The organism is Candidatus Berkiella cookevillensis (assembly GCF_001431315.2).
Classification (GTDB): Bacteria; Pseudomonadota; Gammaproteobacteria; order Berkiellales; family Berkiellaceae; genus Berkiella_A; species Berkiella_A cookevillensis.
The window spans coordinates 1,604,628-1,623,197 of the sequence record NZ_LKHV02000001.1 but is presented as its reverse complement, the minus strand read 5'-3'; the positions used below and the strand labels follow the sequence as shown (position 1 = coordinate 1,623,197).

Sequence of the window (18,570 nt, the reverse complement as noted above, 5' to 3'; positions counted from 1 at the left end):
GATATTCTTAACCAGTTAGTGGAAAACACTAATTTTAAAAGATAAGGTGAATTGATCTTTTACAAATGTAGCCCACGAGACATGAGACAGAACGTCTCGTGGGATTTTATTTATGTGTATTTAACCTTCTTTTTTCATTTGAATAGTCGCTTGAGCAGGATATTTGTGAATTGTGCCAGTAAGTGCATCAACAATGAATCCAGGCCAGAAAAGCACATTAATAAAGGTCACGCCATTGATATTTTGAGAAATACCCATATTTTGTTGCACATAGCCAGGCTTTTGGCAGTCAACGCGCAAAACACCTTTTCCTTTATTCGCAATGACATTACCTGGGTTGCTATTAACTAAGTATACCATCCCTTCATTATCAGTGATGGAACATGTAACGTTGTCTAACAACGTGTTTGTTTGTGCATCTACTACGCGTAGTTGTACATTACTGGTCGATCCCGTGAAAATCGTTGCACAACCCGTCAAAGCAACAAGTGTGAATAATAGAATTATATTTCTAATCATTTGAACCTCAAAAACTGATTATATTTTAGATAGCTGAATACTATTGCGTTGCAGCGTGGTACTTTAAGTTGCAAATTGACAGTAGTCAAGCGTGTTGAGGTTTATCTATTTCAAATGCATATCCTTTCTGAAAGGCGCGCAATAGCCATAATGGCTTGTATATTTTGATGATGATATTTGCTAATGGGAGAGGAACTATATAATCCTATATATCTTCATATTGATTTAGAGATCTAGATTGTTAATTGATATATTTTTTTAATGGCTGATCTCTCACGCTAATTCGGGCATATCTCTTGCAAGAGCCTATAATATTTTTTGCAATCTTAATTAAATGAAACAATTTAGACCATATAAATTGTTTTATGCAATTCTGTCCCCTATAATCGCGTCTTTTTTTAGAATTATCATGCAGCTGAAGTAGTGATGATTTTTCTAAACTTTGAAGACTTCAACTAAACATGCTCATTGAAGTCCTTGAGTTTGTAAAATCATTTTATTTTAATAATCTGCTTAAAAGTAAAATGAATTTTTCAGAAAATTTTCTGGTGATTTTGTGGGATTCAGACAGCATGCAGGCTTTTCTCTTTTTCTCAGCTATACACAGAATTTTATCTGTACCCACTGCCTTGGAATGAATATCTGTTTTTTTAATTTTGTTAGTCCAGAGATTTGGAATATTTTGATGAGGAATATGTAAATGAAAAAAGATTCACATGAAGCATCGACAACGAAAAAAAACTTAGCTTGAGAGAAGCTATGTTTCATCGCAATGTAGCTAAGGCTGCTCAATTTCTTCTGATAATAAATACCTAGCTATGTTTAGAAGCATAATCACTCTAGCAGTTCTACTCATTATCAGTAGCGCTGCATTTTCATCTTCTGCTATTCCTGAGATACAATATCAAATTAAAAAATCCGATTTTTGTATACAAATAACATCTACTTTTAATGGCGATCACAAGGGCATCACTCATATCATGACGCCATGGGCTTCTTTTTCTCAATTAAGGGAAGGAAAAATAAACTATAATGCAGAGGGTGGCATACAAGTACTAGAGTTTAATAGCTCTAAAACTAAATTATCACATGCTCCAAACGCAGAAATAGAGGCTTCTTACGAATTATGCTAAGATGAATCTTCTAGTGAAACCCATCTTCATTTTATACAAAGCCAGTACTTTCACCTTTACTCACTTAATTTACTTGTATACCCTGAACTGTCGCCCACTCAGATAGCTCGCGTTACCTTTGATTTTTCTGCGCTGCCTGACAACTTTTCTCTTTTTTCTGATTTTGGTAAAAATAAAATTTTTACCTTCACAAGCCCTATTGAAAAGATTTTATCCTCACAATTTATTGGGAAATACAATCTTCCCTTTACCATTCACGCTCAACCCGTAACAATTATAGAAAATGCTCGCTGGTCGTTATTTGATAATTTAAGTCTTAAGCCATTCATTAATGATTTAATTAATTTTCAAAGAAAGAAAATGCAAGATAAAGATTTCCCACCTTATGTGATCTCTTTGGCACAACAATCTAACAAAGTTACACATCCATCTGTTTATGGAACTCATTCTAAAAATTGTTTAACCTTCGTATTTCCAGATGGTCCCAAAGAAAAACGTTTTAAGGTTATATATCTTTTATCGCATGAACTCTTTCACAGCTGGCTTGGAAGCAAATTAGAAATACCACTTAACCTACGCCACAAATATCGTTGGTTTTTTGAGGGTTTCACTGATTATTTTGGTTTGCAGACAGCACCAAAGACAATATGGGGCTTACTACTTGGGAAGGCGCACCCGATGGAAAAATACTAAAAACCGATGTCTCCATAGCTAAAAATTATCTTACCAGTGAAGAATTAGAATCTCTTGGTAAAATTGTTAACGCTTACTTAGAACTTGCCGAAGAGCGAGCGAAACGAAAAATACCAATGACTATGGAAGATTGGGCAACACGTTTGGATAAATTTTTAGAATTTGATGACCGTGTGGTCTTAAAAGATGCAGGAAAAATAAGTGCAAAAATAGCAAAGGATCATGCAGAAAGCGAGTTCGAAAGATATCGTATTATTCAAGATAAATTATTTGAATCTGATTTTGATAGAGAAACCAAAGCTCTTGAAAAGCAAATAGTAAAAAATGAAAGCGAAGGTTCATAGATGTTTAAGCAATTAAGCCGGGATTTTAAAGTAGGTATGCCAGAATAAATGAGCAAACTTAACACCAAATTAATCCAACATACCCTAAGCGAGAGACAGATCCATATAGAAGCATTAAAGAGTACTTATGATTTTTTTTTTTTTTTTTTGATAAAAATGAGATATGCAAGTCTGTGTGATGATTATAAAAATTGATTTTTATGTGAATAAAATTGGGATATAAAAAGATAAATATTATGAAGCATCCATATACTCAGTACGAAATGTCGCGCACATGGAAAAATATAGACAAATCTGTTAAAGATTTGATTGAAAATAGTGATATTGAGTGCAATATACCGAATGCCGATAGAATATATAGTGGGCTATATAATTAAATGTTTGGATAAAGAAAGTCTTTTTTCAAACTCTAAAGAAAATTAAGCTTTGAAAATTATGCATGCAATCAAGTATTATTTTCCTGGTGCCGATAGTTCATAATATCACATAAAATGTTGGGCAGCTTTCGATAAACTACAACTATTTAGTTGGATTTGATGATTTATGTGATTTATGAGCAGTGTGTAGAGCTTACGTTCAGAGGTCGAATGTATGTCTGCAACTTAACCTTGATATGATTCATATATGTCTTGTTATTGTTTGATTGCTCTCTTTCAGTTGTAAGAGGTAGGGAAGTAGTGTAGGATTTGAAAAACTTTCAGGGCATTGGACTTTAGATAAACTGAAAGTTGTATGTATGTTTTAGAGATCTATATGTAAAGGAGTATTTTTATGAAAGATCAAAAAAATATTAACTCGCCTAAGAAGCCTCAATTAACTGATTCTCACAATAGAGTTCTAGCTAGACTTATTAGTAGAAAGCTAACCTCAGAAGAAGTGCAACGGATTTCTGCTGGAAAAGCAGATTGTGTCTACACAAGTTATCCCAGAGCGGATGTTGAGTGTAATATATAGGATATATCATAATACACGACAAGGATGTTGCTTAGAGAGATATATGATGTATTTTCAAATTATTTTTCTGCTATTTATCTTTTTATTTCAAAGCAATGTATTGGCTGCCGAAATTACAAATAATTTCGAAGGAAAATGGATTGGTGTTGAAGTAATGGGCTGTGATCCCAAAACAGCTGCTCGAGTAAGAAGCATTATTCCAATAAATGAAGGGGAACTATTTAGCTCAGCGAATTCAGATGAATATAAAAAATGGTGCGATGTAATACGATCTGAATTTGAAAATAATAAAGTTACGTGTAGTTTTATTGGATATGATGGAGGAAAATTCTATTATGATGTTGAATTTATAAAAAAGAATAATGACTATTTATTCAGGGAAATTCCTAAATCAATAAGAAATAATGTCAAAATCAATAGTGAATTATTAGACTTCTATAATAAATTTGATACGCTGTATTGCTCTAAGGTATCAAGTGGTATATTTTCTCTGGAAAATTTTGATAAAGGATATCTTGATTTTGACGATCCTGAATTGCATGCACTTGCTGAACCTCTTTCAAAGCTGGCAAGACCTAATAGCCAGAACTTACTAGATGTTATCGAGTATTCTAATGATGCTGAATTACGTGCTTTAGCCGCTAGACTTTTATCATGGTCTCAATCCCCCGAGATTGTTCAGTATATCATCGATAGAGAGTTTTTAAATGATCCAAATGCATTCGTTCGAAATGATGTCGCTCGAACCCTTTCTATATATCTCGAGCACATGGCTGGTGGTGCTTTGAAAGACATTGTTCTTGAGAAAGGTGTAAACGCTTTTTGCAAACAAGCAGCATTGCCATCACATGCAGATAGAAATAAAGCTTTATATTCACTGAATGCAATTGTCAGCAAAAATCCCAATGCTATAAATGTAATTGATCAAAATTGCATGGCAACGCTTAATGAAATTGCAGAAACGAGTATTCTGCCTAATGCGGGTGGAATAGCTAAAGAGATATTAAAGAATATAGATATAAACAAAGCATGAAAAAAATTTTAATTTTAGCTGATAAAGAAGATGCTCATGCTCGAATCGTATCAAGAGCCTTAGAGATGAAGGGAGCACAAGGAATTCGATGGGATCCTGGTGAGTTTTTATTAAAGCAGAAAATAAATTTATTTCTCAAACCAGTATCTAGCATAGAAATATATACTAAAGAGGGAAGCATTAATCTTAATGAAATAGACGTGGTTTGGTTTAGACGACCTAGATTACCTACTCTTCCTAATTCAATTCATCCTGATGACGAAAAATTCATTAAAGAAGAAAGTATTTCATTTATGAGAGCATTGTGGTCTTTTATGTGTGAATCAGCGGTATGGATTAACCCATTTTCTTCTTATCATATGGCGAATAGTAAACTTGTACACTTGAGATTGGCTTTAGAATTAGGGTTTATAATCCCAAATACGCTTGTCAGTAATGATAAAAATCGGATCTTGGATTTTCTTGCTAAAAATAAATGCACTGGTGTGATTTATAAAACTTTCATGCCATTTTCTTGGCAAGAAGAAGAGGGGGTGTTTTCTTCACAAACAGCAATTGTTTCCGCTGATTTTTTGCCAGAGCAAGAGGTATTGCAAATGACGCCTGGTATTTATCAGTCGTTGGTTTTAAAAGCATATGAAATAAGAGCAACGTTTTTTAATGATTGTTGTATAGCGGTTAGAATTGAAAATCATTCTGAAATAGATTGGAGATCTTTGCACTTTAAAGGAAAGATACCAATTGGTGAAATAAAATTACCTAATTTAATTTATGATAAATGTATTCAGCTCATGAAAAAATTGGGAATTTCTTTTGGATGTTTTGATTTTATTGTGACGCCAGCTGGAGAATATATTTTTCTAGAAGTAAATGAAATGGGGCAATTTCTTTGGATTGAAGAATTATTGCCTGAATTAAAATTATTGAATACTTTCTGCGACTTTGTTTTAACAATGGGGAATCGAGGTTCTAATTGTCAATATGAGCCATCACTTAAACTATCCAATATTTTAGACAGGTAGTGAATAGTACAGTTTGCGAGTCATTAACAGTGCTCAAAAGTCCGTTGAAGAATGAGCAAGTCAATTTAAGCAATCATTAAAAAATAATGCAAATTATTAAAAATGTATTACATGTATTAGTTCCGACTTGAGCTGACACTAGGACTTGACTAGAAGAGAGTTACCCGTTTTGATAAAGGTGTCTAATCTTAAAATCAAAACAAAAAGGTAACTCTCATGCAATATAGTAACAATCCCATCATTAAACACAAGGCCGGCTTATTAAATTTAGCCGAGGAACTTGGGAATGTATCAAAAGCGTGTAAAATCATGGGTGTATCTCGAGATACATTTTATCGTTATCAAGAGTTAGTGGAAGACGGCGGTATTGATGCTCTAATTAATAAGAATCGCCGAAGTCCAAACATCAAAAATCGTGTAGATGATGCTATAGAGCAAGCCGTAATAACGTATGCAACACAACAACCTGCCCATGGTCAACATCGAACAAGCAATGAGTTAAGAAAAAATGGCATATTTGTATCTGGGAGCGGTGTTCGTTCAATTTGGCTGCGAAACAATCTAGAAAATTTTAAAAAGCGATTAAACGCCCTAGAAGAACAAGTATCACGCGACGGGATTATTTTGAGTGATGCACAAATATCTGCTTTAGAGAAGAAAAAGCACGATGATGAAGCTTGTGGTGAGATAGAAACGGCGCATCCAGCTATATTGGTTCTATTCGATTTGGTGGGAAGAGCAAAAATATTATGTTGATTGTTTAGTTGACTTAAATATTTTAGATGTACAGGAATTGAATGACGGATATTGGCTAATACAAGATAAAGATAGATTTGTTCTTAAGTCATTAGAAAAACTTTGTTCGGGTATTGTATTAGGGAAGGCAAAACGGTGGTCTGTCGAATCGTGGTGAACAAGATGAGAATATTTTGTTGTTTTTGCGGACCCTGTATGGACCCTATAAAATTAAGTTGGATTTTGGCAAATTCTAAACAGAAGTGCGACAGTCAAAAAATGCTGTATATTCAAGTTCTTGGGGAACAAGAAAGAGCAAAGGAGACTGCCGCATGAGTAAATATACTCATTTGTCGATCTCGGATCGACGACGTTTATGTATTTTACTTGAAATGGGTTTTAGCAAAGCAGAAATAGCTAGAAGGCTATCAAAACATCGTTCAAGTATTTATCGTGAACTCAAACGCAATAAGGAACCAGAAGGTTATTTTCCAAAAGCAGCTCAATTAAAGATGCTTGAACGAGCAAAACAAAAACGTCCTAGCAAATTTGAAACAAAGGGTGTCTTGCGTGATTATGTCACTAGAAGTTTAAAAAAAGGTTGGAGTCCTGAACAAATATCAGGACGAATGAAATACCAGAAACTAACTTTTTATGCTTGCCATGAAAGCATTTATCAATTTGTATACCAATCCAAAAGAAAAGAACTATACCATTGCTTAGCGTATAAACAGCCCAAAAGAAGAAAGCGTTATACTAGGCAAAAACAACAGTGCCGGTATGGAGATTTTCGATTAATCACAGAAAGGCCAAAAGAAATAGAGAAAAGAGAACGTTTTGGTCATTGGGAAGGCGATACCATTCAGTTTAAAGGTGTTAAAGAAAAAGTGGTGACTACTTTAGTTGAAAGAAAATCCCGACTTGTATTTTTGATAAAAAATGAACGGAAGTATTCGCGAGGTGTGATGGAAAAAATAAAAAAGAAATTTGATGGTCTTCCTAGCAAAATGTGTAAAAGTATTACTTTTGATCAAGGTTGTGAGTTCTCTGATAATGCATTTCTTGAGGAGCAAATGAAGTGCCGCGTTTACTATTGCCAAACCCATTCTCCTTGGCAAAAAGGCAGCAATGAAAACATGAATGGGCGCTTAAGATGGCACTTGCCAAGAGAAACGGATATCGCGAAAATTAGCCAAGAAGCGCTTGATGAGTTAGCATTAAAAATGAACCGATGCCCAAGAAAATGTTTGGGTTATAAAACGCCTCAAGAGCTATTTATACAGCAGCACAAAAATGATTGTCGCATTTGGTCTTAGAATGCGCCCTTGTCCTTGTTTGTAACCCCTTGATTTCACTGGCGCCCCGGGTAGGAATCGAACCTACGACCTGCCCCTTAGGAGGCTAGGTATAATAGTTCCAGTGGTGTCCTATATGGTTTATAACATGCTGTAATATATATAAAAAATAAATTGTTGTGTCCTGCTCCTCCCTGTAAAATCCCCCTGTATCCTACGATTTGGTTATACCCATGGTTATACCCAAAACGGCTTTGCGCTCTAAATTTCTGCTTGCTTAAGGGCGTGAAAGTGATTATACACTTGTTTGTCATTCTTTATTCTAGAATTCAGAATATAGAATGTGCTATCCTTATTAAATAGGAGGCATTTATGTTAAAACCAATTGATCTGTTAGTAGGGCTTAAGATCCTGACGTCAAAGCAAGACTGGACGCAGATGGGGATTGCTGCAGAATTATGTTTGTCTAGTTCACAAGTAAATGCTGCAATTAAACAACTGATTGAAGGCAATTTGTTCACGGTACGTCAGGGAAAAGCCTACCCTGTTTATGCTGCACTTAAGGAGTTTATTTTGTTTGGTGTACCGTACTGTTTTCCTGTTAAGCCAGCAGCGTTAACGGTTGGATTGCCTACTGCTTATGCTGCTGAGCCGTTAAAGCATATCATTGCTGTTGGAAACGATCCTATTCCTGTTTGGCCTTATGCTCAGGGAAAAAGTCGTGGCGTGGCCTTGGAACCCTTGCATAAAAATGTTCCTAAAGCTTTATCGCAGTACCCGGATCCAGATTTACATGAAATATTGGTCCTGCTTGATGCCCTTAGAATAGGACGTGCAAGGGAAAAAAGTATTGCTCAAAATCTGTTAATAGAAAAATTGGATAAATTAGTCTTGGTAGAAAGTAAAAGGGTGGCAAGGTGAGTAATATACCCTTGGTGATTCATATCGCCAGTAAACTAGGCACATTGAGAAAGCAATTTGTATTCGTTGGTGGCAGTATTGTCGAGTTATTGCTGGATAAGTTTTATCCTTTGCCACCGAGAGCGACGATGGATGTTGATACCATTGTAGAAGTATATGGTCATGGATCTTTTGCTGGAATTGAAGCAGCGCTGCGAAAGCTAGGGTTTAAAAATGATATCAGTACAGGTGTAATCTGTCGCTGGCATATTGATGGAATAGCGTTAGATGTTATGCCAACTGATCCAAAAATATTAGGATTTAGCAATTATTGGTACAAGGCGGCGATAAAGAATGCAAAGCCACATTTTCTGAAGCCCGAATTAGATATACTATTGATTACAGCACCATATTTTGTAGCAACTAAGATGGAAGCTTTCGATGGTAGAGGTGAGCACGATTTCTATGGTAGCCATGATTTAGAAGACATTATTACTCTATTGGATGGCAGAGAATCTTTGCTTGATGAGATAATTGAATCAGAATCAGATTTAAAATCCTATTTGGTTAAGAAATTTAAAGATTATCAAAAAAACACCTATTTTATAAACGCTTTACCAGGTCATTTGTCACCTTATCAAACTGGGACAGATGAAAGGGTAGAACGACTTGAAAAGATAATTGCTAAAATAGTCGAGGCCAAATAATGAAATGGGATGCGGAAAATACCCTATTATCAGAGGACAGGGTACCCCAGAATCAATGAGTAAGCTTAATGCTAAATTAATTCAACACGCTGCGTCTAAAAACGTAGAATATAGATTATCGGATGGTAATGGACTATTTCTGAGAATTCGCCCAACAGGTGCAAAAAGTTGGCTCTATTGTTTTCGTTTAACGGGCAGCCGAAAATTACAACAAATGACAATTGGCGCACTAAATGATGTCTCATTAAAAGAAGCACGTTCTATGCTTTCAGTGCTTCGCAAGCAGGTTTCTGAAGGCATTGATCCAAGACAAGCTAGAGCAGCGATTAAAGTGCAAAACGCTCAAGCCATTACAATGCAGGTATTATTTGATAAGTGGATTGAACATATCAAAATTGCAGCGCAAATAACACCAAAATGGATTAAACAGCACGAAGATCGCTGGCGTTTGCACCTTAAAAACACCCTTGGTGCTATCTTGGCAAAGAATATCCACCGTGCACACCTAGCGCAAGCATTAGATGCGATGGTACGTAGGGGGACAAGAGAAGAAACACGCAAAGCACTAACTACTTTGAATATGATGCTGGATTATGGGCTTGCTCGACATTATATTGATGAGAATCCTGCCCGTATTTTAAAGCCCAAGGATTTTTCGGCCACCGCTGGCCGTCCTCGCGATCGAGTCCTTTCATTGCAAGAATTGAATCTACTATGGCAAGTATTAGACCAAGGAACCATTATCCAAAATGGACTAGCCGTTCAAAATACAATGTCAATTATGTCGTCTACGGCAATTAAGATATTGATCTTAACTGGTGCACGACGTGGTGAGGTGGCTGGAATGCGTTGGGATGAATTGGATCTCAATTCAGGAATTTGGATATTACCTTGGGAAAGAACCAAAAATCGTCGAGCACATACAGTCTATCTTTCAGACTTAGCAATAAGCCTTCTCAAAAAAATTAAACAAATTTCAGGTGAATCACAATTCGTGTTTGACACGGGACGTCAAAGCCAAGACTGTCATATTCACGAAGATAGTCTTACTAGTACGATTGCAAAGCTTAGGGGTACAAAAGGGACTAAGAAAGTTGCGCCACTCGCAGATTTAAAACCTTTCACAGTTCACGATCTTCGTCGTTCTGCTGCCACTGGATGGGGTGAGTATCTTAAGACTGCACCACATGTCATTGAAAAAATGCTCAACCATCAACCATTAAACAAGCTTGTTGCAACCTATCAGCATGCAGTATATGCCCAGGAACAAAAGGAAGCTTGGTTAAAATGGGGATCTTTTATTGAGCAGTATGTGTCCGATATAAGTCATGTAAATCCGCTATTGTCCGCTTAAGTCTTATAAGCATTTTATCTAGCATTAAATAAAAATGTTACAATAAAATTTCTTGTAAAAACAAATAGGGACTATCTTGTGAATAATAAATATTCTATTCGCTTGTCAGACGAAGAAAAGGAAACTTTAGAAGCTAAAGCTATGAAATTAGGCTATTCATCTACCGCACGCTTTGCGAGAAAATTAATCAACAATGGCCTTCAAGATTATTCAATAAAAAAAGCAGAAGAGCATGTGTTATATAATTCGGGGCAAATTCTAAACAGAAGTGCGACAGTCAAAAAATGCTGTATATTCAAGTTCTTGGGGAACAAGAAAGAGCAAAGGAGACTGCCGCATGGGTAAGTATACTCATTTGTCGATCTAGGATCGACGACGTTTATGTATTTTACTTGAAATGGGTTTTAGCAAAGCAGAAATAGCTAGAAGGCTATCAAAACATCGTTCAAGTATTTATCGTGAACTCAAACGCAATAAGGAACCAGAAGGTTATTTTCCAAAAGCAGCTCAATTAAAGATGCTTGAACGAGCAAAACAAAAACGTCCTAGCAAATTTGAAACAAAGGGTGTCTTGCGTGATTATGTCACTAGAAGTTTAAAAAAAGGTTGGAGTCCTGAACAAATATCAGGACGAATGAAATACCAGAAACTAACTTTTTATGCTTGCCATGAAAGCATTTATCAATTTGTATACCAATCCAAAAGAAAAGAACTATACCATTGCTTAGCGTATAAACAGCCCAAAAGAAGAAAGCGTTATACTAGGCAAAAACAACAGTGCCGGTATGGAGATTTTCGATTAATCACAGAAAGGCCAAAAGAAATAGAGAAAAGAGAACGTTTTGGTCATTGGGAAGGCGATACCATTCAGTTTAAAGGTGTTAAAGAAAAAGTGGTGACTACTTTAGTTGAAAGAAAATCCCGACTTGTATTTTTGATAAAAAATGAACGGAAGTATTCGCGAGGTGTGATGGAAAAAATAAAAAAGAAATTTGATGGTCTTCCTAGCAAAATGTGTAAAAGTATTACTTTTGATCAAGGTTGTGAGTTCTCTGATAATGCATTTCTTGAGGAGCAAATGAAGTGCCGCGTTTACTATTGCCAAACCCATTCTCCTTGGCAAAAAGGCAGCAATGAAAACATGAATGGGCGCTTAAGATGGCACTTGCCAAGAGAAACGGATATCGCGAAAATTAGCCAAGAAGCGCTTGATGAGTTAGCATTAAAAATGAACCGATGCCCAAGAAAATGTTTGGGTTATAAAACGCCTCAAGAGCTATTTATACAGCAGCACAAAAATGATTGTCGCATTTGGTCTTAGAATGCGCCCTTGTCCTTGTTTGTAACCCCTTGATTTCACTGGCGCCCCGGGTAGGAATCGAACCTACGACCTGCCCCTTAGGAGGGGGCCGCGCTATCCACTGTGCCACCGAGGCGAGAAAATCAACATAATTACCCCATTTGCTGCTAGAAAGGGATAATGAGGCTTTGGCTAGAGAGGAATTTTTGCTATATGACAAACTCATAAAGAGCCGTTATTACAAGAGAAATGAGTGTTAATCCAAAGAGAAACTTTAACATTGGTATACCGTAAGGCTGATAGGGCTTAAGTTCATTGATTAAGCTTTCTTCCTTCATACTATATATATCCTAGGTTGTTAATCTACACTGAGTTTAGCATGTAAAAAAGAAAGCTGTAAAGCATTTCATGAGTTGATTAACTTGTTTTCTTGCCATCGTTGAAGCGATTCATAATTTTGCTTTGCTGCATTTTTCCGACCAATTCAATCAAATAAAGCTGTTTATCTGCAGTCACCTCTAAAAATTGGCAACATAAGATGGTTGATTTCTGGGATAAATCATAATAAACACGTCTGATTTCAAGTGAAAAGGAAGTTGGTTTTGTATAAGGTGATATCAATAAACATTGATCAATAAAGCGCATATCCCCAACAACAGGCGTGATATTGTATTTTACAGTCAATCGAACACCAGAAACGGAAATATCCGCTACTTTTGCAGAAATTCTAGGTTGATTCGGCAAATATAAATCAGCGCGCAATGAATTGTCGTGCAATACGGGAACACGATAGGCTTGTCTGCGTTGTTTGTAGTTTACATCTTTAGGGTAGGGAAGATAATAGAAACTCAGCTCGTTCTGATCTGCGTGCTGAATAATGCGTGTACCAAACGAAAGAAACACGCCTTGCTCTTTGGAAGCAACGGTAAAAGGACTACCTTGAATGGCAAGATGATGGCCTTCTATCGGCGTGATTTCATCTAAGATGATATATTCTTGATTCGGATGAATTTCAAGAAGCATACTTACAAAGGTTTCAGCGGAACCTGGAAAATGAATGCTTAACATGCTTCTGGAATTAATAAGATTTTGTAATATCTTTTCAATATAAATTGAATGATTTAAATGAGGCGTGGGTTTTTCTTCTTGCTTCTTTTGAGGCGCATGTCCCCAAAAATGCTTAATACGTTCCCACATAATTACACCTTGTGTTGTCGTGTTGAGAGAGGATGTTTTGATTGTTGATTTGGGTGATAAGTTTCTGTAGTTTGGGTTAATAAATTGAGCAAACGATCGTTGTAATTCTTCATCCCCATCACAAGCATGCCATTGATCAGATTGGTTTCCTGGGCACGTTGTAAGACAGTGATAAATGTATTCCAACGCTCCATCAAATCTTTAGGCGCATCTTGTAATAATGCTTCCATACCTTGTATGTTGAAATCAAGGTTTTGGCTGTCTAATAAATTTTTTAATTTCTGTATGGTGATATTTAAAGTATCAAATTGTGTTTCTTTGAGTGTTAAAACAGGCTCTAATTCGTTTAGTTTATGTTTTTGTAAAATGCTTTTTTCTAGCGTAAGTGTATTGCACAATGCTTCAAGCTGAGTGTGTAATTCAGATAATAGTACGTCTACTATTTTGTGATTCTCTGGGCTAGACATTATAAAAATTCCTTACTATTTATCTAGATGCTATTTGGATAAAAATTTTTCCATTTCCATCATTTTTTTAGCAATCTTTTCTGCTGCTTTTTCACCTGCTTCGCCGGGTTGTTGAATGCTTAGTTCAAAGTTTTGGAGTTTGAGTTTTACTTCTTCGACGCGCCCCGCATCAACAGGGCTTTGTTTGCTTAGCTCATTGCTAATATTATTTAGAAATTTAAGCTTTTCAGTGATCTGCAGTAGGCTGTCTGCCAAGGGGGATTCTGTAGCGCTGCTTGCTGAGCTTATGATGTCTTCAGCTATTTTTTCGCTGCTGACATCGTCTGTTTTAGCATACAGCATTGGGTTCAGTAGAGGATTGTTGCCATCTATTTTCATATACTAAATTCCTTTTTACTTCGGTCGCCACAGACGAGCACCATACAATTATAGTTGAAAGATATCATATGACTGCTATAAATTAATAACCACGGTATCAGAGGAGAGCACCTCACCTTCAACTGTCAGGTTAGAAGCCTTATTTTTGACAGTTACTGTTTGTCCTTTAATACCATCTTGCATTGCAATGCCCATAGCCTGCACTCTAATGCCTTTGCCGTGACTCACAATGTTTACAGCACTCCCTCTTTTTACAAGAACAGCTTCTTGAATCATGCTGGGTCTGATTAAGGTACCTTGGCTGATAGGTCTAGATATGACTTTACCAATGATATCCTCAGGACTTTCATAATAGCCTTGAGAAAGTGCTGTAATATTTTGTCTTATCAAGGCAATATCAGAGGCTTGGATTGTTTTGCCTTTAGATAATAATTCGCTGGAAACAGCCACTGTCTTGAATATTTGTACTTGTACTGGCAAAGAAATTTTCCATGCAGTAGGGCTTTCGCACCTAATGTCCAGGCTTAATCGGCCTTGATTCACTTCACCATGACGCTTGCTAATAGATAAAGGATGAGCACAACTTGTTAAGTTCAATTGACTATCAAGATAGCCAAGTACCACATTGTAATCGTTATTATTAGGATAGAGTGTTTGCACATCCTGCTTAACGAAGTCAGTAACTGCGTTTTTTAGTTCATCCATACTGGTTGTATTCGCATGTGATTTTAAGGCGGCTAAATACAAAACGGGTACAAAGAGTAAGAATTTAACAATCATATGAATATCCCTAACCGTCAACAAGTTGACATTATATATGGCTCCTTTTATATGCCAGCATAATCTATGCCAAATTGCCATTTTGTGATGGATGGGCAAGCTATTGCCGATGCCTACGGCCAGTTTCTCAGTTCTGTAAATCGATATAAATACAATGCGTTGATAAATATGAAAAATAAATTTGGCATCTTAATTGCTATTACTAGTTTGCTGACAAAAATAAAAATGGTCAAAGGGAGAGGCGCATGCTTTCAGAATTACAACAAATGTTTAGTCTGCATGAAAACATGTTGAACATAAGATCCAGAAGAGCAGAGATTATCGCGAGTAATCTCGTGAATGCAGACACCCCTGGTTATAAAGCCAAAGATATCGATTTCAAAAGAGTGATTGATAACATGTCTGATGAGGCTGGAATGCTTACAACCACAGCTGCTCGACATATCTCTGATGGCAATGACATGAGCGATGGGGAAGAAATGTTGCTTTATCGCATACCGAATCAAGCTTCTTTAGATGGTAATACAGTAGATACTCAAATTGAAAATGCACAATTTACAGAAAACACGATGCATTATATTGCTTCGTTACGTTTTTTAGATGGAAAAATTAAAAGTACATTAGCAGCAATAAAAGGCGAATAATTATGGGAATGTTTCAAATTTTTGATGTGGCTGGTCAGGGCATGAGTGCTCAAACAGTGAGATTAAATACTACTGCAAGTAACATGGCAAATGCATCCAGCGTATCGAGCAGTATAGATAAGACTTATCGAGCACGTAACCCTGTGTTTGCAACTGTTTTAAATAATGAAGCAGAAGCGGATGTTGCTTTTGATGACAGTGATTATCAATCTGCGGGTGTTCAAGTACTGGGTATTGTCGAAAGCAATAAGGCTTTACAAACAAAATATGAGCCAGAGCATCCCATGGCTAATGAAGAAGGGTATATCTTTTTGCCTAATGTGAACATGATTCATGAAATGGCAAATATGATATCTGCTTCTAGAACATATCAAATGAATGTGCAGATAATGAACACAACAAAGCAGTTAATGCAAGAAACCATAAGATTAGGGCGTTAGAGGTAAGGCATGTCTACAAATATAATACCGAGCGTAAGTTTAGCGGATATTGGTTTAAGTACACCAACGCAAGTAAACAAAAAGGAAGACTCGCAAAGCGCAGACTTTTTGCAATTATTTGTAACACAGCTTAAAAATCAAGATCCCTTAGAGCCAGAAAAGGGGGCTGATTTTTTAGCGCAATTGGCTCAATTTAGTACCGTTGAAGGTATTAAAAATATGGAGCAATCGTTAACCAATGTGGCAAGTGCATTATCTTCTTCTCAAGCCTTGCAAGCAACCTCATTGGTTGGAAAGAAGGTTGAGGTTTTAACCAATCAAGCAATGCTCACAAATGGTGAAACTGTCAAGGGCTCAATGGTGCTGACTGAAAGAATGGATAACCTGAGAATGGAGATCCGTAATGCCAATGGCGAGGTAGTGAAGACTTATGAATACGGTAGCCAAGCTAAAGGTGATTTTGCATTTAGCTGGGATGGCTTAGACAGCGATGGGCAGGCGGTGGCACCTGGTAAATACACACTTACCGCAACGGGAAGTGTGCTTGGGAAAGAAACACCATTGAATACTTACGTGGCATCGAATGTTGAAAGTGTCAGCATTAATAAAAATGGACAAGCCTTGGGTATCAATATTACAGGATTAGGCCAAGTTTCAATCAGTGATGTTAAGACAATAAGCTAAACATCAGAATATTTTTAGAAGGAAAGTCGTTATGGCGTTTAATACAGCATTAAGTGGTTTGAAAGCAGCTTCTAGTGAATTGAGTGTTATTGGTAATAATATTGCGAATGCGAGCACAACAGGGTTTAAAGAGTCTAGAGCTGAATTTGCGGACATATATGCAAACTCAGCTTTTGGTGTATCTGGCACAGCGATTGGTTCAGGTATTTTGCTTTCAAAAGTAACTCAACAATTTTCTCAAGGTCAAATTGGATTTACCAATAATAATTTGGACTTGGCAGTGAGTGGCGAAGGCTTTTTTATTCTCAGCGATAATGGCTCGATATCTTATTCTCGAACAGGTGCCTTTGGTGTTGATAAAGATGGTTATATTGTAAATGCTTCAAATCAAAAATTGAGAGGTTTTTTAGCAGATTCACAAGGTACCATCACGGGCGCGCAAGGTGATTTGCAAATTACCAATGCAAGTCTGTCCCCAAGAGCGACGGGTAATGTTTCTATTGATGTTAACTTAGATTCATCAACAAAACCGCCCGCTTCTCCTTTTCAGACTGGTTTTACGCCAGCTAATCCTCCGGATCCTTCTAGCTATAATAAATCAACCTCAACAACCGTGTATGATAGTTTGGGGAATTCTCATATTGTAACAAGCTATTTTGTTAAAGCACCTGCACAAAATACATGGAATGTTTATGTGGGCATTGATGGAACAGATGTTACACCAACAGCAGCAACACCACCTGTGGGTGCACCGCCTGTGGCCTATGGCGCAGGGCAACTACCAGCACCTTATACTGTTGTATTTGATTCTTCTGGAAAATTCATCGTAAATAATACGGGTGCGCCACCTCAATATTATGGCGCAGGTCCTGTGGTAAGTACTGCATCAGGATTAGCAAATTCTGGAACAATACCTTCTTTGAGTTTGAATGAATTAATTATTAATGGTATACCGATTGATGCTGCAAAAAATACATCTGATATTTTTTCAACCTCGGATGCATCGGCAAGTGCCATTGCCAATGTAGCGGCAATTAATGCCACAAGCAATCTTCATGGGGTAATTGCCACGGCGAATCCTAACGTTTTAGACATAGGGGTTCCCACCCTAGGTGCGCTTGCCGCTGGTGATTTAAGCATCAATGGTGTCGCCATTGTGGGGGCAGTTGCTTCAGATGCTGATTTATTAAATCTAGTAAATGCACAAACACCGAATACAGGTGTTGTTGCAACTCAACCAGGTGGCCCAGGTAGTGAAGTTATTTTGACCACAGCGGATGCGCGTAATATTCAATTAGAATCAGATGGTACAACAGGGGGCGCCACATTTTCAAATTTCAATTTAAATGGTGGTGTAGCGCTAAATCAGACACAACGTGGAACCTATAATTTAGCAACCACAAACAACCGTGGCATTACCATTGGTGGCACTTCTCCTGGAGAAGTTGGTTTATCTTTAGGCCCTCAATCCGGCATCATCCAAACAAGCTCAGATCCCATTTCCATTGAAAACTGGGTGCCTGTTGGTGGCGCTGCAGGCCCGCAACTTCTTAATTTTGACTTTAGCCAATCTACGCAATTTGGTGAAGATTTTGCTGTGCAAGGGTTGAGTCAAGATGGTTATTCAACAGGCCGATTATCGGGAGTGGATGTTAATGCAGGTGGAACGATTATTGCAAGATATAGTAACGGGCAGTCGCTAGCCTTAGGACAAGTAGCTCTTGCCAACTTTGGTAATGTGCAAGGTTTAAGTCCACAAGGTAATAGTAGTTGGGTTGAAACTTTTGCATCAGGCCCAGCATTAATAGGGGCTGCAAGCACTGCTGATTTAGGATCGATTCAATCGGGGGCTTTAGAAGACTCGAATGTGGAACTCACGGATCAGCTCGTAGCGCTTATTTTGGCACAAAGAAACTTCCAAGCCAATGCGCAAACGATTCGAACATCAGATGCAGTAACACAGACCATTATTAATTTAAGGTAAGAGTAAT

19 protein-coding genes, 1 tRNA gene and 3 pseudogenes are annotated in these 18,570 nt (G+C 37.1%); 17 read left to right on the top strand and 6 right to left on the bottom strand.

The features are described from left to right. Window positions 1-120: 120 nt before the first annotated feature. The gene (locus CC99x_RS06945; protein WP_057624740.1) at window positions 121-519 is read right to left on the bottom strand and encodes a hypothetical protein; all 399 of its coding nucleotides are present in this window, start codon (window positions 517-519) and stop codon (window positions 121-123) included. An 818-nt stretch (window positions 520-1,337) separates the two neighbouring features. Between CC99x_RS06945 and CC99x_RS06940 the strand changes: the two genes are divergently transcribed. From CC99x_RS06940 to CC99x_RS06880, 13 genes and pseudogenes are all read left to right on the top strand, one after another. Further along, on the top strand, window positions 1,338-1,652 hold the full coding sequence (locus CC99x_RS06940; protein ID WP_057624739.1) for a hypothetical protein: 315 nt from the start codon (window positions 1,338-1,340) through the stop codon (window positions 1,650-1,652). A 360-nt stretch (window positions 1,653-2,012) separates the two neighbouring features. Beyond that, window positions 2,013-2,345, top strand: a complete 333-nt coding sequence (locus CC99x_RS06935; protein ID WP_057624738.1) for a M61 metallopeptidase family protein — start codon at window positions 2,013-2,015, stop codon at window positions 2,343-2,345. After that, window positions 2,279-2,689: pseudogene (gene rhuM, locus CC99x_RS06930) on the top strand (RhuM family protein); the annotation flags it as partial. The gene CC99x_RS06935 and the pseudogene rhuM, both read left to right, overlap by 67 nt. 771 nt (window positions 2,690-3,460) lie before the next feature. After that, entirely contained in the window at window positions 3,461-3,643 is a 183-nt protein-coding gene (locus CC99x_RS06925) for a hypothetical protein (protein WP_057624737.1), read from the top strand. Between the two features lie 43 nt (window positions 3,644-3,686). Continuing rightward, the gene (locus CC99x_RS06920; protein WP_141651906.1) at window positions 3,687-4,676 is read left to right on the top strand and encodes a HEAT repeat domain-containing protein; all 990 of its coding nucleotides are present in this window, start codon (window positions 3,687-3,689) and stop codon (window positions 4,674-4,676) included. Further along, a complete protein-coding gene (locus tag CC99x_RS06915) occupies window positions 4,673-5,698 on the top strand; it encodes an MvdC/MvdD family ATP grasp protein (protein ID WP_057624735.1) in 1,026 nt (341 codons plus the stop codon). The genes CC99x_RS06920 and CC99x_RS06915 overlap by 4 nt, the downstream gene beginning before the upstream one ends. 216 nt (window positions 5,699-5,914) lie before the next feature. Beyond that, window positions 5,915-6,412, top strand: a pseudogene (locus tag CC99x_RS06910) (helix-turn-helix domain-containing protein); the annotation flags it as partial. A gap of 353 nt (window positions 6,413-6,765) precedes the next feature. Continuing rightward, window positions 6,766-7,749, top strand: coding sequence for an IS30 family transposase (locus CC99x_RS06905; RefSeq protein WP_057624734.1), 984 nt, complete (start codon window positions 6,766-6,768; stop codon window positions 7,747-7,749). 351 nt (window positions 7,750-8,100) lie between these two features. Then, window positions 8,101-8,649 (top strand): hypothetical protein, encoded by a 549-nt coding sequence (locus CC99x_RS06900; protein WP_057625646.1) that lies wholly within the window; start codon window positions 8,101-8,103, stop codon window positions 8,647-8,649. Further along, on the top strand, window positions 8,646-9,335 hold the full coding sequence (locus tag CC99x_RS06895) for a nucleotidyl transferase AbiEii/AbiGii toxin family protein (protein ID WP_057625647.1): 690 nt from the start codon (window positions 8,646-8,648) through the stop codon (window positions 9,333-9,335). Before CC99x_RS06900 ends, CC99x_RS06895 begins: the two co-directional genes overlap by 4 nt. A gap of 55 nt (window positions 9,336-9,390) precedes the next feature. Then, window positions 9,391-10,689 (top strand): tyrosine-type recombinase/integrase, encoded by a 1,299-nt coding sequence (locus CC99x_RS06890; protein ID WP_057625648.1) that lies wholly within the window; start codon window positions 9,391-9,393, stop codon window positions 10,687-10,689. 78 nt (window positions 10,690-10,767) lie between these two features. Beyond that, window positions 10,768-11,034, top strand: coding sequence for a hypothetical protein (locus CC99x_RS06885; protein ID WP_057625649.1), 267 nt, complete (start codon window positions 10,768-10,770; stop codon window positions 11,032-11,034). Next, window positions 11,027-12,010 (top strand): annotated as a pseudogene (locus CC99x_RS06880) (IS30 family transposase). Before CC99x_RS06885 ends, CC99x_RS06880 begins: the two are co-directional and overlap by 8 nt. Before the next feature lie 39 nt (window positions 12,011-12,049). Here the strand turns inward: CC99x_RS06880 and CC99x_RS06875 are convergent. The 5 genes from CC99x_RS06875 to flgA all read right to left on the bottom strand — a co-directional run bounded on the left by CC99x_RS06875 (window position 12,050) and on the right by flgA (window position 14,811). Further along, window positions 12,050-12,125: transfer RNA gene (locus tag CC99x_RS06875), tRNA-Arg, on the bottom strand. A 281-nt stretch (window positions 12,126-12,406) separates the two neighbouring features. Continuing rightward, window positions 12,407-13,186 (bottom strand): flagellar brake protein, encoded by a 780-nt coding sequence (locus CC99x_RS06870; RefSeq protein WP_057622365.1) that lies wholly within the window; start codon window positions 13,184-13,186, stop codon window positions 12,407-12,409. 2 nt (window positions 13,187-13,188) lie between these two features. Next, window positions 13,189-13,653, bottom strand: a complete 465-nt coding sequence (locus tag CC99x_RS06865; RefSeq protein WP_057622367.1) for a flagellar protein FlgN — start codon at window positions 13,651-13,653, stop codon at window positions 13,189-13,191. 30 nt (window positions 13,654-13,683) lie between these two features. Beyond that, window positions 13,684-14,031 (bottom strand): flagellar biosynthesis anti-sigma factor FlgM, encoded by a 348-nt coding sequence (locus CC99x_RS06860; RefSeq protein ID WP_057622368.1) that lies wholly within the window; start codon window positions 14,029-14,031, stop codon window positions 13,684-13,686. Window positions 14,032-14,106: 75 nt separating this feature from the next. Further along, window positions 14,107-14,811, bottom strand: a complete 705-nt coding sequence (gene flgA, locus CC99x_RS06855; RefSeq protein WP_057622369.1) for a flagellar basal body P-ring formation chaperone FlgA — start codon at window positions 14,809-14,811, stop codon at window positions 14,107-14,109. A gap of 245 nt (window positions 14,812-15,056) precedes the next feature. Between flgA and flgB the strand changes: the two genes are divergently transcribed. The 4 genes from flgB to CC99x_RS06835 are packed head-to-tail and all read left to right on the top strand — an operon-like array spanning window position 15,057 to window position 18,563. Further along, window positions 15,057-15,455, top strand: a complete 399-nt coding sequence (flgB, locus tag CC99x_RS06850; RefSeq protein WP_057622371.1) for a flagellar basal body rod protein FlgB — start codon at window positions 15,057-15,059, stop codon at window positions 15,453-15,455. 2 nt (window positions 15,456-15,457) lie between these two features. Next, window positions 15,458-15,895, top strand: a complete 438-nt coding sequence (flgC, locus tag CC99x_RS06845; RefSeq protein ID WP_057622373.1) for a flagellar basal body rod protein FlgC — start codon at window positions 15,458-15,460, stop codon at window positions 15,893-15,895. A gap of 9 nt (window positions 15,896-15,904) precedes the next feature. Next, complete coding sequence (locus CC99x_RS06840; protein ID WP_057622375.1) at window positions 15,905-16,579, top strand: flagellar hook assembly protein FlgD; 675 nt, start codon at window positions 15,905-15,907, stop codon at window positions 16,577-16,579. 31 nt (window positions 16,580-16,610) lie between these two features. Beyond that, on the top strand, window positions 16,611-18,563 hold the full coding sequence (locus CC99x_RS06835) for a flagellar hook protein FlgE (protein ID WP_057622376.1): 1,953 nt from the start codon (window positions 16,611-16,613) through the stop codon (window positions 18,561-18,563). Window positions 18,564-18,570: the final 7 nt, after the last annotated feature.

Coding starts and splice junctions, on each gene's coding strand:
- flgA (WP_057622369.1), bottom strand. CDS start 14,811: ATGATTGTTAAATTCTTACTCTTTGTACCCGTTTTGTATTTAGCCGCC.
- CC99x_RS06915 (WP_057624735.1), top strand. CDS start 4,673: ATGAAAAAAATTTTAATTTTAGCTGATAAAGAAGATGCTCATGCTCGA.
- CC99x_RS06840 (WP_057622375.1), top strand. CDS start 15,905: ATGTCTACAAATATAATACCGAGCGTAAGTTTAGCGGATATTGGTTTA.
- CC99x_RS06920 (WP_141651906.1), top strand. CDS start 3,687: ATGATGTATTTTCAAATTATTTTTCTGCTATTTATCTTTTTATTTCAA.
- flgC (WP_057622373.1), top strand. CDS start 15,458: ATGGGAATGTTTCAAATTTTTGATGTGGCTGGTCAGGGCATGAGTGCT.
- CC99x_RS06860 (WP_057622368.1), bottom strand. CDS start 14,031: ATGAAAATAGATGGCAACAATCCTCTACTGAACCCAATGCTGTATGCT.
- CC99x_RS06890 (WP_057625648.1), top strand. CDS start 9,391: ATGAGTAAGCTTAATGCTAAATTAATTCAACACGCTGCGTCTAAAAAC.
- CC99x_RS06905 (WP_057624734.1), top strand. CDS start 6,766: ATGAGTAAATATACTCATTTGTCGATCTCGGATCGACGACGTTTATGT.
- CC99x_RS06900 (WP_057625646.1), top strand. CDS start 8,101: ATGTTAAAACCAATTGATCTGTTAGTAGGGCTTAAGATCCTGACGTCA.
- CC99x_RS06935 (WP_057624738.1), top strand. CDS start 2,013: ATGCAAGATAAAGATTTCCCACCTTATGTGATCTCTTTGGCACAACAA.
- CC99x_RS06945 (WP_057624740.1), bottom strand. CDS start 519: ATGATTAGAAATATAATTCTATTATTCACACTTGTTGCTTTGACGGGT.
- CC99x_RS06925 (WP_057624737.1), top strand. CDS start 3,461: ATGAAAGATCAAAAAAATATTAACTCGCCTAAGAAGCCTCAATTAACT.
- flgB (WP_057622371.1), top strand. CDS start 15,057: ATGCTTTCAGAATTACAACAAATGTTTAGTCTGCATGAAAACATGTTG.
- CC99x_RS06940 (WP_057624739.1), top strand. CDS start 1,338: ATGTTTAGAAGCATAATCACTCTAGCAGTTCTACTCATTATCAGTAGC.
- CC99x_RS06835 (WP_057622376.1), top strand. CDS start 16,611: ATGGCGTTTAATACAGCATTAAGTGGTTTGAAAGCAGCTTCTAGTGAA.
- CC99x_RS06865 (WP_057622367.1), bottom strand. CDS start 13,653: ATGTCTAGCCCAGAGAATCACAAAATAGTAGACGTACTATTATCTGAA.
- CC99x_RS06870 (WP_057622365.1), bottom strand. CDS start 13,186: ATGTGGGAACGTATTAAGCATTTTTGGGGACATGCGCCTCAAAAGAAG.